Genomic DNA, 14,553 nt, shown 5'->3' with positions numbered 1-14,553 from the left:
CCCCGCGGCGGACGGGGCTGTCCCCCGCCGGAAGGAGCAGCATATGGCTGACAAGCAGAGCATCGACCTGATCGACAAGGACGCGCAGGCCCCCGCACCCGAGAGCACCGACGGGTGCTGCGGCGGCGGCTGCGCCTGCGGCAGCTAGTCGACCTCACCCTTCGAGACGTCAGGCGGGATCGGGCCCTCGGGCCCGGTCCCGCCTTTCGCTTTGCTGCGCACCGACGCCGTGGAGTCAGGCGCCCTGGCGCGACGCGAGCTCGGCATACAGGCCGCCGGCGGCCGCGAGCTCGGCGGGCGTCCCTGACTCGACGATGCGCCCGCCGGAGACCACGTGGACGACGTCAGCGTCGGCGATGGTCGAGAGCCGGTGGGCGACAACCAAGGTGGTGCGGCCCTCCGCGGCCCGGTCGAGCGCCGCCTGGACCACGCGCTCGCTCACGGTGTCGAGCGCGCTCGTGGCCTCGTCGAGCAGCAGCACCGGCGGGTCCTTGAGCAGCACCCTGGCGATGGCGATGCGCTGCTTCTCGCCACCCGACAGGCGGTAGCCGCGCTCGCCCACGACGGTGTCGTAGCCGTGCTCGAAGCGCTCGATCTGGTCGTGGATGTTGGCGGCCCGGCACGCTACGACGAGCTCCTCGTCGGATGCGTCTGGCTTGGCGTAGCGCAGGTTCTCGGCGATGCTCGCGTGGAAGAGATAGGTCTCCTGACTGACGACCCCCACCCTCTCCACCACGGACTCGTGTGTGAGCTCGCGGACGTCCTCGCCCGCGAACAGCACGGCGCCGCTCGAGGCCTCGTGGAGTCGCGCGGCGAGGTACACGATGGTCGTCTTCCCGGCCCCGGACGGACCGACGAACGCGACGGTCTGGCCAGGCTCCGCCACGAAGCTCACGCCCCCCAGCGTCGCCGTCGTCTGGGCAGGGGCGTCGGGGTAGCGGAAGGTGACGTCGCGGAACTCGACCCTGCCCATCGGACCGGGCGCGTCGCCCGCATCCCGCGCATCGGCGCTGTCGCGGATCGCCGGCTCGAGGTCGAGGTACTCGAAGATGCGCGCGAACAGCGCGCGCGAGGTCTGCACCTCGAGGGCGACACGCATGAGCGCCATGAGCGGGAACAGCAGGCGGCCCTGGATCGCCGTGAAGGCGACCACCGTTCCCGCCGTGATCGACGGCTCGAGGCCCTGGTCGTTGGCGTGCGCGATGAGCAGTCCGGCCGCCAGGTAGATGAGCGCCGGCACCGAGCTCATGATCACCGTGACGAGGCCGAAGAACCACTGGCCCGACATCGCCAGCCGCACCTGCAGGCCGATCTGGTTGGCGTTCTCGGCGGCGTAGCGCTCCGACTCGAGCCGCTGACGGTTGTAAACCTTCGACAGCAGGATGCCGCTGACCGAGAGCGTCTCCTGGGTGATCGCGGTCATCTCCGACAGCGACTCCTGGGTATGTGACGCGAGCCGCGCTCGCACCTGGCCCACGCGACGCTGGATCAGCACCAGCGCCGGCGTGATGACGACGGCGACCAGCGTGAGCCGCCAGTCGAGGATCAGCATCGCGATCAGCGATGCGAGCACCGTCACCGAGTTGCCCACGATGGAGGAGACGAAGGTCGTGAGGACTCCCGACACTCCCCCGACATCGTTCTGGAGCCGCGACTGGATCACGCCGGTCTTCGTGCGCGTGAAGAACGCGAGATCCATCGCCTGCAGACGGTCGAACAGCTGCATGCGCAGGTCGCCCGTCACCTTGTTGCCGACCGAGGACGTGACATAGGTCTGCCACACGCCGAGCACCGCCGTGACCAGGAAGATCACGATGACCAGCACCGTGAGCTCGACCAGCAGCGTGAGGTCGGGCCCGGGCAGGTCCTCGGGGAACAGGGCGTCGTCGAAGATGCGCTCGATGACGAGCGGCGGGATGACGCCCGCGGCCGCCGTGACGATGACGAGCGCGGCCGTGAGGGCCAGCTGCCTGCGGTAGGGCCGGAACAGCTCGGTCACGCGGGACCACAGGTGGGGGATGTCGGGTGCGCTCGCGTTCGCCGCGCGCTGCGCGCTCTCATCCCTGCCGGCAACTCCTCGCGCGTGGGTGCCGCCGCCGAGCGCTGCGCGCCGCGATCCGGGCGGTGCGGGGAGGGACATGTCGCCAGGGTAGACCCGGCGCCGCTCCCACCTGAGCCCGCTCACCGAGCAAGATGAACGCCGCGTGAACGCGGTTGATATCCTGTCGGGCGTGTCTGAGCCCGGTCCCCTCCCCAGCAGCGCGCGCCCGCTGCACGGCGGCGACCCCCTGCCGTCGGCCGGAGCACCCCGGCTCGGACGCCTCGACGTCTCCGTGGAGGAGATCCGAGAGATCGGCCAACCTGTCGCGATCCGGGGCCGCGCCACCGCCGAGCACTGGAGCGCGGACAAGTACTGGCGCAAGGTCTCGCCGTACCTGACCCGGCGGTTCCTCGCCCGCGGGCTGACCGCCGACACCGTGACGATCGGCGTCATCCTGACCGGCTGGATGGCGGCGCTGTCGCTGCTGATCCCCACCATCGCCGGTCCTCTGCTGGCTGCGGTCTTCGCCCAGCTCCAGATGCTCATCGATGCCTCGGACGGCGAGGTCGCGCGCGTGCGCGGCACCTCTGGTCCCCGCGGGATCTTCCTGGACAAGATCGCGCACTACACGACCGAGGGCGGCATCCCGGTCACGCTCGGGGCCGCGCTCGCGATCTCCACCGGTGACGTGCTGCCGCTCGCGCTCGGCGCGCTGCTGGGGTGCATGGTCCTCATGAACAAGATGCTCAACGACGCGGTCCACGTGTCACGGGGCTCCGTGGGCCTGGGCAAGATGGAGGACTCCACCGAGGCGCGGCGCATCGACCACTCGGCGCTGGGACTCGCCCGGCGCGCGTTCAACGTGGTGCCGCTGCACCGCATCTATCACTCCGTGGAGATGACGCACCTGATCCTGCTCGCCGCGCTCGTGCAGCTCGTGATCGGCGCCCCCGTGGTGTGGTGGCTGCTGATCGCCATGTGCGCGGTGACGCCGCTCGTGCTCGCGGGCCACTTCGTCGCGATCCTCGCGTCACCCAAGCTGCGTCCCACGGCTTAGCCAGGCGTCGCCTCGCGGGCCGAGGCTCGACAGCTCCTGAGAGGATGTCGCCATGCCCGCACCTCACATCGCCTTCTTCGAACCGCGCATCCCGGAGAACACGGGCGCCGCGATCCGCCTGTCCGCCAACACGGGCTCCCACCTGCACCTGATCGAGCCGCTCGGCTTCGACCTGTCGGAGCCCAAGCTGCGACGCGCCGGCCTCGACTACCACGACCTCGCCACGGTGACCGTGCACGCCGACTTCGAGGCGTTCCTCGCTGCGCTGCCCGGCTCAAGGGTCTTCGCCTTCACCGCTCATGCCCGAACCGTCTACGCCGACATCGAGTATCGCCGGGACGACGTGCTGCTGTTCGGCCCCGAGCCCACGGGCCTGCCGGAGGAGACCATGACCCACGCCCGCGTCACGGATCGCGTACGTATCCCGATGCTGTCCGGGCGTCGCTCGCTCAACCTGTCGAACGCCGCGGCCCTCGTCACCTACGAGGCGTGGCGGCAGTCAGGGTTCGACACCGCCGGCTGACGCTCGGCGGTCGCTGCGGTGCCACTAGGGAACCGGGTGACGATCGTCGTAGTCGCGGAAGGACGCGCCGATGCGCGGGCTGCGCAGTCGCGTCAGCGCGGCGATGAGCCCGATGATCGCGATCCCGCCGAGCAGCGGCGGGCACCACAGTGCCGTGGTGACGGCGAAGGTTCCGGCGTACATGTCGCCGATCCTGGGGCCGCCCGTGACGACCACCACGAAGATTCCCTGCAGCCGCCCGCGCATCTCGTCGGGCACGGCCTTGATGAGCATCGTCTGCCGGAAGATCGCGCTCACCTCGTCGGAGGCCCCCATGCCGACCATGGCGAGGCCGCACAGGATGAGGGCCGGCCAATAGATCCCGTCCCATCCGGGCCCGGCCTCGTGGTCGATCGCGCCCATGACGGCGACGGCGACGCCGAACAGCGCCGCGAAGACCCCGAACGCCGTGATCGCCCTGGCCACCGCCACCCCGTGACGGTGGACGTGAGCGACGGGACCGGAGAACAGGCTCACGAGGATGGTCCCTGCCGCGGCCGATGCGGTCAGGGCTCCCACTGTCAGCGAACCGCCGCCCACGATGGTCGCGCCGAGGGCGGGCAGCAGCACGATGGGTCGGCCGAACGTCATCGCGACGATGTCGACGACGAAGCTCATGCGGATGTTGGGCGCGCGTCTCAGGAAGCCCAGGCCTTCGCGCAGCACGGGCCAACCCGCCTCGACGCGCTCGCCCAGGCGTGGCAGCGCCGGCAGCATCCACACGCCGAGGAAGCCGAAGGTGAACAGCACGGCATCGACGGCGAAGGTCCACGCGAGGCCCACCGTTGCCGCGAGGACGCCAGCGAGCGCGGGTCCGAGGGTCAGCGTGGTGCCGAACGCGATGCCGTTCAGCGCCGCTGCCCGCGAGATCATGTCGGCAGGCAGGATGCGCCCCACGAGCGCGGTGCGCGTCGCGCCCGAGATCGTGGCGGCAACCGCATTCACGGTGGTGACGACGTAGAACGGCCACACCGGCGCGCGGGAACCGTCATCCGCGAGTGCCGCGTCCCAGGTCGCCAAGGCCACGAGCGCGAGGGTGCTGGACCAGGCGACGATGCTCGATGCGATCAGCAGCCGACGCCGGTCGAACACATCCGCGAGCATGCCTCCCCAGAGGCCCGCGATGATCATGGGCACCAGCGCGATGCCGCCGACGAGCCCCACGGCGAAGCTCGACTCGGTGATGTCGTAGATCTGCAGGCCGACCGCCACGATCGACATCTGCGCGCCGATTCCTGCGATCGCGCCGCCGAACCACAGACGCGCGAAGGCCGGCGAGCTCTTGAGGGGGGCGAGGTCGACCAGCGTCCGCCGGCGCATGCCCCCAGCGTCGGGCTCGGTCACCGCGGAAGCCTACCCGCGCATCGGCGCACTGCATGGCGACGCCCACGGCGCCGCAGCGCCCGAGCCGCGCTCACCGCGTGGCCGCGACCGGCGCATCGGCCGTGTTCGACGGCCGGTGCTCCGGCCTACGCGTGACCGCCCAGCCCGCGAGCGCGCAGGCGACGCCGGGGACCACGAGCGCGAGCCCCGCCCAGGTGGGCGCGAGGTAGCCATACCCGGCCGCGATGACCGCGCCGCCCAGGAACGCGCCGAGCGAGTTGCCCATGTTGAGCGCCGAGTGGTTGACGGCCGCCGCCATCGTCTGGGCGTCGCCGGCGACGTCCATGAGGCGCGTCTGGATGGCGGGAGAGATCGCTGCGGCCGCGAGGCCCACGAGGAACAGTCCCACGAGCAGGCCAGCCCAGGAGGTCCCGGCCAGGAGAGCGAGCGAGAGGAGCGCTGCCGCGAGCGCACCGAAGAGGATGAACACGGCGCGCATCGCGCCCCGGTCCGCCATGCGCCCGCCGATCACGTTGCCGACCGTCGTGCCGACCCCTAGGACGATGAGGGCGATGGGCACGAGCCGCTCGGGGACGCCCGTGATCTCGGTGGCCAGTGGCGACACGTAGGTGTAGACGGCGAACAGGCCACCGAAGCCGAGCGCTCCGGTGAGGAGCGCGAACCACACCGCCGGACGTGTGAAGGCGCCGAGCTCACGGCGCATCGTGGCGTGTGCGTCACCGGGTTGGGGAGGCACGAGCGCGAGGATCGCCACGGTGCACAGCGCGAAGATCCCGGCGACGGCCAGGTAGGCGATGCGCCAGGTGGTGTGCTGGCCGAGGAAGGTGATCGCGGGCACTCCCACGACGTTGGCGATCGTCAGGCCTGCGAGCACGTACGCGACGGCCCGACCTCGCTTGCCGGGACCCATGAGACTTGCGGCGACGAGCGCGGCCACGCCGAAGAACGCGCCGTGCGGCAGGCCCGAGAGGAACCTGAAGAGGACGACGAGCTCGAACGTCGGGGCGAGGGCGGAGGCCACGGAACCCACGGCGAACGACACCGACAGCCACCCGAGGATCTTCTTGCGCGGGAAGCGCGCGGACAGGGCGGCGATCGTGGGTGCGCCCACGACCACGCCCACGGCGTACGCGGAGATGACGACGCCAGCGCGGGCGAGGGCGTCCTCCTGGCTCGCACCCCACATGTCAGGAAGGAGGTCACGCGCGATGTCCGGCAGCAGCCCCATCGCGACGAACTCCGTGGTGCCGATGCCGAATCCGCCGAGGGCCAGTGCAAGCAACGCGAGGCGCGTGCGCGCGGGGCTGAGGTCAGTCATGGTGTCGCTTTCCGAGGTCGTGGCGGGTCGCGCTCGCCGTCGAGCGACGTCCCGGGCAACACGGGACCGGCCCATCGTATGCCCGTGGCGCCGCACCGCCCGGCCGCCGCCGCGGTGAGGCACCTTGCGTCCCCAGGAGGGGCACGCGCATCGGCCCTCCTCAGCCGAGGTAGCGGACATGCGATGACTCTCGCCGAATTGCTTAACGTGTGAAGCATGAGGCGAATGGAAGTGGGCCCCCTCGCCCGCCATGCACCCATCATCGACGCCCTGCGCCACGGAGACCGGGACGCGAGGCGTCGTGGCCGCGCCGCCCAGCACGACCTCGTCATGACCGCGATCCAGGCCCACTACGCGCAGTACCTCGTCTGGGCGAAGCGGGGTATGTATGCCCCTGTCACGCCTCGCGTCGCACACCCGCACCACCATGGCCAACGTCGGCCAGATCGTGTCCCGCATGGAGCGCGCGGGGCTGGTCACGAGAACCGAGTCGGACCACGACCGTCGCGTCACCATCGCACGCATGACCGCCTACGGCAGGCACCAGTTCTGGCTGCTCGTGCGCCGGCTCCGCCGCGTCGAGGCGGCGTACCGCACGACCTCCGAGCCGACACCGCGCACGAGCCATGATCGCCGGCTCGACCATCGCCTGCGACCGATCGCGGGCGCCCCGCCCCGGCTGGTGCCGGATCTCCCGCCTCCATGGCGGAGATACCGGGAGCGACTGCGCCAGCGAGCGCGGGCTGTGGCATCGCGCGCGCCGTGACAGAATCGGCGCATGCCAGGTACCAACCTCACCCGCGCGGAGGCTCAAGCCCGCGCCGCCATCGTCTCCACCGAGACGTACGCCGTCGAGCTCGACCTCACCACCTCCGAGGAGACCTTCCGCTCGACGTCCACCGTCCGTTTCTCCGCCACACCGGGCGAGTCGACCTTCATCGATCTCATCGCCCCCACCGTGCACTCGATCACCCTGAACGGCGTCGAGCTCGACCCAGCGGAGCACTTCGCCGACAGCCGCATCACGCTGCCGGCCCTGCAGGACACGAACGAGCTCACCGTCGTCGCTGACTGCGCCTACATGAACACGGGCGAGGGCCTGCACCGGTTCGTCGACCCTGAGGACGGCGAGGTGTACCTGTACTCGCAGTTCGAGGTCGCCGACACCCGGCGCGTGTACGCGGTGTTCGAGCAGCCCGACCTCAAGGCGGCCTTCACCTTCACCGTCACCGCGCCCGAGCACTGGCACGTGCTGTCCAACAACCCTGGCACCAAGACAGAGATCGCCGATGCGCGGGTCACCATCGCCGACAAGGAGCGTGGGGTCGCGCGGTGGGACTTCAGCGAGACCACCAGGCTTCCGTGCTACGTCACCGCCATCGTCGCCGGCCCCTACCACCGGGTCGAGGGCACGGTCGAGTCGCGCAAGGGCACCCTGGGCGCAGATGTGTACTGCCGCACCGCGCTTGCTCCCTACCTCGACGCTGACGTGATCCTTGCGGACACCCAGGCCGGGTTCACCTTCTACGAGGACAAGTTCGAGACGGACTACCCCTTCGAGAAGTACGACCAGATCTTCGTGCCGGAGTTCAACGCCGGTGCGATGGAGAACGCGGGCTGCGTGACGTTCCTCGAGGACTACGTGTTCCGCTCCAAGCCCACCCAGGCGCGAGTCGAGCGCCGCACGGTCACGGTGCTGCACGAGCTCGCGCACATGTGGTTCGGCGATCTGGTCACCATGAGGTGGTGGAACGACCTGTGGCTCAACGAGTCCTTCGCGGAGTGGGCCTCGACCGTCGCGACCGTCGAGACCACCAAGTGGAAGAACAACTGGGTCACGTTCAACTCGCTCGAGAAGACCTGGGCGGCGCGTCAGGACCAGCTGCCCAGCACCCACCCGATCATGGCCGACATCAAGGACCTCGAGGATGTCGAGGTGAACTTCGACGGCATCACCTACGCGAAGGGCGCGTCCGTCCTCAAGCAGCTCGCCGCATGGGTGGGCCAGGACGAGTTCTTCGCGGGCGTAGCCGAGTACTTCCGCAAGCACCATCACTCGAACACCACGCTCAAGGATCTGCTGGTCGAGCTCGAGGCGACCTCGGGCCGCGACCTCGCAGCATGGTCGGAGCTGTGGCTCGAGAGGGCGGGCATCACGACCCTGCGACCCGAGATCGAGGCCGATTCGAACGGCGACATCGTGTCCTTCGCCGTGGTCCAGGAGGTGCCAGCGGAGTGGCCCACGCAGCGACCGCACCGCCTCGGGATCGGCGGCTACGACGTCGTCGTCGACTCGACCGGCACGGCGCGCCTCGAGCGCTCGATGTACGTCGAGACGGACATCGATGGCGCGCGCACGGAGATCCCTGAGCTGCTCGGCAAGCACCGCCCCGCGCTGATCCTCGTCAACGACAACGACCTCGCGTACGCGAAGGTGCGCCTCGACGAGCAGTCGCTCGCCACCGCGGTCGAGCACGTGGGCGGATTCGCCGACCCCCTCGCTCGCTCGATGGTGCTCACGGCGGCCTGGGACATGACCAGGGATGGCGAGATGCCCGCGCGCCAGTTCGTGGACCTCGTGCTCAACACCATCGCCCGCGAGACCGAGTCGACCACGGTGCTGGTCCTCCTGCGCCAGCTCGCGACCACGCTGTCGCTGTACGTGCACCCCGACGCGTCGGCAGACGCCTGCGCGGACGCGTCGGAGGCGCTGTGGAAGCTGGCGATCGAGGCCGTGCCCGGCTCGGACACTCAGCTGCAGCTGGTGAAGGCGTTCGCGTCGCTGGCGTGCACCGAGATCCAGCTCGACAACCTGCAGGGACTGCTCGACGACAAGCTCCATCTCGAGGGGCTGGAGGTCGACACCGACCTCGCGTGGGACCTGCTCATCGGCCTGGTGGTCGGGGGTCGCATCGACGAGATCGGCATCGAGCTGCAGCTGACCAGGGACGCGACGGCGTCGGGCCAGCGTCGCGCCGCCCACGCGCGAGCCGCGATCCCCACCGCCGAGGGCAAGCGTGCCGCATGGGACCTGCTCGTGAACGCGGAGAAGGACCTGCCGAACGCTCTGCAGTTCGAGGCGACCGCCGGGTTCGCCCACGTGAACGACCCCACCGTGCTCGTGCCCTTCGTCGACGAGTACTTCGCGTCCGTGCGCCGCATCTACGCGGACAAGACCAACGAGATGGCGACCACCCTCATCGAGGGGCTGTACCCCACGCAGCTCGCTGGTCGGGTCGCGGACCTGCAGGACAAGGCCGATGCCTGGCTCGCCGACAACACGGACGCTCACGATGCGCTGAAGCGTCTCATCATCGAAGGGCGCGACGGCGTGCGCCGCGCACTCGTGAACCAGGAGCGCGACGCGCAGGAGTCGTGATCAGCTCCTGACCGCGCCGACGCCCGGGTCCCCGAGAGGGGCCCGGGCGTCGTCATGGGACGCAGGGTCGCATCGGCTCTCGGGGTGGGGATGGATCGGCGCCGATGCGCTCGTGCGAGACTGGCCGCATGCTCACCCGTGAAGAGGCTCACGCTCGCGCGCTCATCATTCCGACAGCCGAGTACCGCGTCGAGCTGGACTTCACGCGCGGCGGCGCGACCTTCCGGTCGCGCGTCGAGATCGAGTTCGACGCGCCTCACGGCGCCGCGACCTGGCTCGACCTCGTAGGAGAGCTGCGCAGCGCCACGCTCAACGGCCGCGAGCTCGACGTCGCGACTCACGCGGACGGCCGGCTGCCGCTGACCGAGCTGCAGCCGGCCAACGTGCTCGTGGTCGATGCCGAGTGCGAGTACCGCACCACGGGCGCCGGCATCCACCGCTACGAGGATGCGGCGTCGGGGGACACCTTCCTCTACAGCCAGTTCGCGGCCGACGATGCGCGAGCCGCCTTCGCGTGCTTCGACCAGCCCGACATCAAGGGCACGTTCCAGTTCACGGTGACGGCGCCCGCGCAGTGGGAGGTGATCTCCAACACGCGCGCCGAGGAGCCGATCCCTGCCGATGGCGCGCGCACCTGGGCCTTCGCCCCCACGGTCCTGCTCCCCTGCTACGCGGCTGCGGTCGTCGCAGGGCCGTTCGTCTTCGAGGAGACCACCCTGGTCTCTGCGGGAGGCGACATCCCGGCTCGGGTCTACGGCCGTTCCGAGGTGCGCGACTCGCTAGCCGCCGACAGGCTCTTCGAGGTCGCCCAGATAGGCATCGACCTGTACGAGCGGCTGTTCGCCACGGAGTACCCGTACGACTCCTACGACCAGGTCTATGTGCCGCAGTTCAACTTTGGCGCGATGGAGAACGCCGGCTGCGTGACGATCTCGGAGGACCGGCTGCTCTATCGCACGCGACCGTCGGACGCCCAGCGGCAGTTCCGCGACGTGGTGGTGCTCCACGAGCTCGCCCACATGTGGTTCGGCAACCTCGTCACCATGCGGTGGTGGGACGACCTGTGGCTCAACGAGTCGTTCGCGGAGTTCATCGCGACGTACGCCGCCGAGCAGGTCACCGAGTGGGCCGATGCGTGGGTCACGTTCGGCTCCCGCCGCTCGACCGCCTACCGCGAGGATCAGCTGCCCACGACGCATCCGGTGGTGAGCGACGTGCCCACCGTGGACTCCGTCGCTGGCACGTTCGACATGATCACGTACGCCAAGGGAGCATCGGCGCTGAGGCAGCTCGCCGCGACGCTGGGCGCCGAGAGCTTCTTCGCCGGCGTCGCCGCCTACATCCGCGCCCACCACCATGGCAACGCGACGCTCGCCGACCTGGTCGCGGAGCTCGAGGCCGCGGCCGACCGCGACCTGGGCGCGTGGACCGAGGCCTGGCTCGAGACGGCCGGCGTGACAACTCTCGCGGCGGAGATCACCCTGCGTGACGATGGTCGCGTCGCATCGCTGACGGTGGCCGAGCACGTGCCCGACGGTGGCGTGCCCCACCCGCACCGGCTGCGCGTGGGAGCCTACGCGTGGGTGGACGACAGGCTGGAACGCGTGTGGTTCGCTGATGTCGACCTCGACGGTGGCCCCACCGACGTTCCCGAGGCCGTCGGGATCGAGGAACCTGCGCTCGTGCTGGTCAACGACGAGGACCTCACGTACGCGAAGACGCATCTCGACGCCCGCTCGCTCGCGACCGCGCGCACGTCGATCGCGGCGCTCGACAGTCCCATGGCGCAGTACCTAGCCCTCGACGCGCTGTGGCACATGTGTCGGGACGGCTCGCTCGCCGCGCCCGACTACGTCGACGCCGTGATCGCGGCCGTGCCCGCCCTCGCGGTGTCGAACGTGATCGGGACCCACCTCGCGCATGTCGTCACCGCGGTCCGGCTGTACGCGGATCCCGCCACCACGGTGGAGGTGGGTGCCGCGGCGGCCGATCGCCTCTGGACGCTGCTGGGCGAGGCCGAGCCTGGCTCCGATCTCCAGCTCGCGCTGCTGCGCGGCTTCGCGGGGGTGGCCTGCACCAACGCCCATGCCGACCGCATCGACGCGCTGCTAAACGGATCGGTGGAGCTCGATGGGCTGCCCATCGACTCCGAGCTGACGTGGGACCTCGTGACGGCCCTCGCGGTGTGCGGGCGCGCCGACGGCCGTGACATCGACGAGCGTCTGGCGGCGGACCCCGGCGCGGCCGGCGAGCGCCGGGCGGCGGGAGCGCGAGCGTCGATCGCGTCCGTCGAGGCGAAGCGCGAAGCGTGGGCCTTCATCTCGGGAGCCTCGGGACAGCTGCCGCCCAACGCCATCGCCTACGAGGCCGCCCAGGGGCTGGTGCGCGCGGCCGATCCGGCGCTGCTCGCTCCGCTCGCCCGCGAGATCCTCGACGGTCTGCGTCCCATGTTCCAGTCGATGGACGCCTTCATGGCGATGCGCACCGCCACCTACGCGTTCCCCACGGTGCTCGCTGGTCGCGTGCCTGACCTGGCGCCGCGGCTCGAGGAGTGGCTCTCGGCGAACGCCGACGCGCCGCCCGTGCTGGCGAAGATCGTCACCGAGGGCCTCGACGATGTGCGTCGCGCGGAACGCGCGCAACAGGCGATGTAGCCGTGGCGGCGAGAGGGGAATCAGCCCCGCGCCGTGCGCACTGCCTCGAGCAGCCGGTGGAGGCGCTCGTTGTCGAACACGTCGTCCAGCAGCACCACCGCTCCCGCCTTGTCGGTGAGCGGGATGCGCCAGTTGGGGTACTCGTTGTGCGTGCCGGGGTGGTTCTGCGAGCGACGATCCCCGACGGCGTCGGTGAGCGACACGGCGGTGAGGAGGGCCGGCGAGTTCATGGCCAGGCGGTGGACGCCCGCCACGAGATCGTCCTCCTCCCAGTCCTCGATCAGCCAGCCACGCTCCCGCAGGTAGGCGACCATCGCGTCGCGGTCGGCTATCGCGGCGTCGTGGGCGTCCTGTGGCTCGCCCACGAGCAGGCCCATCTGCTCGCGCTGGTGCACGTGCTCTCCCGCGAGGAAGGGCGCGGTGGGCGGAAGGTCGTGGACGGTGACGGACACCAGCGCATCGGCCCGGTAGTTCTCGGGCGCCTGGGGGCGGCCGTCGTGGTCCTTCTCGAACAGCGCGACCACCGTGCCGAGGAGCCCGCGCTGGTTCAGGTAGTCCGACACCCAGGGCTCGAGGGTGCCCAGGTCCTCGCCGATCACGATGGTCCCCGCCCGCTGCGCCTCGAGCGCGAGGATGCCGATGAGCGCCTCGTGGTCGAAGTTCACGTAGACGCCGTCGTCCGCACGGTGGCCTGCCGGGATCCACCACTGGCGGAACAGGCCCAGGATGTGGTCCACGCGCAGCGCTCCGCAGTGGCGCACGGCGGAGCGGACCACGTCACGGAACGGCAGGTAGGCGGCGGCCTCGAGGGCCCGCGGCTGCCATGGGGGCTGGGACCAGTTCTGGCCGTGCTGGTTGTACATGTCCGGCGGCGCCCCCACCTGCATCCCGGGCGCGAGCACGCGGCCCAGCGCCCAGGCGTCGGCGCCGAAGGGATGGACGCCGACGGCGAGGTCGGTCATCACGCCGATGTTCATGCCAGCCGAGCGCGCGGCGGCCTGGGCGCGACCCAGCTGCTCGTCCGCGATCCACTGGAGCCACGCATAGAAGAGCACACGGTCGCCGTGCTCGTCGCGCCACGCGTCGACGGCGTGGGAGCGCGGGCTCGCGAACTCCGCTGGCCACGGCAGGCCCCGGTGCGCCTCGGAGATGGCGCACCACGTCGCGAACTCCTCGAGCGCGTCTCCCTCGCGCAGGCAGTAGGCCTCGAACAGCGCCTGCCGGGCAGCCGACCGGGGGACCTCGAAGATCTTCTCGAGCGCCGCCGACTTCGCGCGCCAGGAGGCGTCGCGGTCGAGCAGGTCCGCGTCGTGGTTGGCCCGGCGCGGCTTCTCGGACTCCCACTCGATGACGGCGCGATGCTGGGAGGGCACGTATGCGACCTCGGGGATGTCCTCGATGCGGATGTAGAGCGGGTTGAGGAACCGGCGTGAGGTGGGCAGGTACGGCGACGGCTCGAGCGGCGGCACCGGCTCGGCGGCGTGCAGCGGGTTGACGAGGAGGAAGTCGGCGCCCTCGCGGATCGCGGCGAGCGAGCACAGGTCCGCGAGATCGCCGAAGTCGCCGATGCCCCACGAGCGCTCCGATCGCACCGAGTACAGCTGCGCGGCGAGTCCCCACGGGCGCTCCCTCCGCACGACATCCGGCACGTCGATGCGCGCTGGGGTCACCACGACCCAGCCGCGCCCGCGTCGGCCGGTCGTCGCCGCCTCGATGAGGTGCCATCCCAGCGGGAGGTCGGCGGGGAGCCGGAAGGTCGCGCGCCCGACGTCGCGCCCGTCGACCGTCCGTGGCGCGACGTAGACGTCCAGCTGCTCGAGGGTCTTCACCTCGCCGTGCTCGAGTGTCAGGGAAGCCGCGGCAGGCGCACCGTGCGCCACGTGGACAGGCACCTCGCCCCCCGCGCCCTCGACCGTCACGGTGATGGGCGGCACGAGCCGCCGCCACTCGAGGTCGGCGACGTCCTCGAGCGAAGAGCGGCAGGCATCGTCGTCGTGGGCGTCGATGCCGAGCGACGCGAGCACCGCGCGGACCGCCGACACCGAGCTCGAGACGCGCTCGCCGTTCCACGCCGTGTACTCCACCGACACGCCGCAGGCGCGTGCAAGTTCGGCCAGGGCGGGCGACGGTGTCTCGGGGGCCTCATTCACACGCCCATCCTGCCAGGTCTTTACCCGGGTTTGAAGGAGCGGGGCCGA

9 protein-coding genes are annotated in these 14,553 nt (G+C 70.6%); 5 read left to right on the top strand and 4 right to left on the bottom strand.

The annotated features are described in order from the left end of the window. Nucleotides 1-235: 235 nt before the first annotated feature. Complete coding sequence (locus B7K22_RS08720; protein WP_084039520.1) at nt 236-2,140, bottom strand: ABC transporter ATP-binding protein; 1,905 nt, start codon at nt 2,138-2,140, stop codon at nt 236-238. 91 nt (nt 2,141-2,231) lie between these two features. On the opposite strand from B7K22_RS08720, the gene B7K22_RS08715 reads away from it, so the two are divergent. Next, nucleotides 2,232-3,098, top strand: coding sequence for a CDP-alcohol phosphatidyltransferase family protein (locus B7K22_RS08715; protein ID WP_144276317.1), 867 nt, complete (start codon nt 2,232-2,234; stop codon nt 3,096-3,098). Between the two features lie 52 nt (nt 3,099-3,150). Then, nucleotides 3,151-3,621 (top strand): tRNA (cytidine(34)-2'-O)-methyltransferase, encoded by a 471-nt coding sequence (locus B7K22_RS08710; RefSeq protein ID WP_084039518.1) that lies wholly within the window; start codon nt 3,151-3,153, stop codon nt 3,619-3,621. 24 nt (nt 3,622-3,645) lie between these two features. Here the strand turns inward: B7K22_RS08710 and B7K22_RS08705 are convergent, their stop codons facing one another. Continuing rightward, on the bottom strand, nt 3,646-5,004 hold the full coding sequence (locus B7K22_RS08705; protein WP_234983364.1) for an MFS transporter: 1,359 nt from the start codon (nt 5,002-5,004) through the stop codon (nt 3,646-3,648). 70 nt (nt 5,005-5,074) lie between these two features. Then, nucleotides 5,075-6,322 carry an MFS transporter gene (locus B7K22_RS08700; protein WP_084039517.1) on the bottom strand — a complete coding sequence of 416 codons (1,248 nt, stop codon included), beginning with the start codon at nt 6,320-6,322 and terminating at the stop codon, nt 5,075-5,077. Nucleotides 6,323-6,710: 388 nt separating this feature from the next. On the opposite strand from B7K22_RS08700, the gene B7K22_RS08695 reads away from it, so the two are divergent. From B7K22_RS08695 to pepN (B7K22_RS08685), 3 genes are all read left to right on the top strand, one after another. Continuing rightward, nucleotides 6,711-7,088 (top strand): MarR family winged helix-turn-helix transcriptional regulator, encoded by a 378-nt coding sequence (locus tag B7K22_RS08695; protein WP_084039516.1) that lies wholly within the window; start codon nt 6,711-6,713, stop codon nt 7,086-7,088. 12 nt (nt 7,089-7,100) lie between these two features. Next, entirely contained in the window at nt 7,101-9,701 is a 2,601-nt protein-coding gene (pepN, locus tag B7K22_RS08690) for an aminopeptidase N (protein WP_084039515.1), read from the top strand. Between the two features lie 128 nt (nt 9,702-9,829). Further along, nucleotides 9,830-12,355, top strand: coding sequence for an aminopeptidase N (gene pepN, locus B7K22_RS08685; protein WP_159448819.1), 2,526 nt, complete (start codon nt 9,830-9,832; stop codon nt 12,353-12,355). Between the two features lie 20 nt (nt 12,356-12,375). On the opposite strand, the gene malQ is transcribed toward pepN (B7K22_RS08685), so the two are convergent. Continuing rightward, the gene (malQ, locus tag B7K22_RS08680; RefSeq protein ID WP_084039513.1) at nt 12,376-14,505 is read right to left on the bottom strand and encodes a 4-alpha-glucanotransferase; all 2,130 of its coding nucleotides are present in this window, start codon (nt 14,503-14,505) and stop codon (nt 12,376-12,378) included. Nucleotides 14,506-14,553 lie beyond the last annotated feature (48 nt).

This window comes from Demequina sp. NBRC 110053, assembly GCF_002090095.1.
Classification (GTDB): domain Bacteria; phylum Actinomycetota; class Actinomycetes; order Actinomycetales; family Demequinaceae; genus Demequina.
Note: the sequence above shows the minus strand (reverse complement) of the source record. Positions and strands in the feature narration are given on the sequence as shown.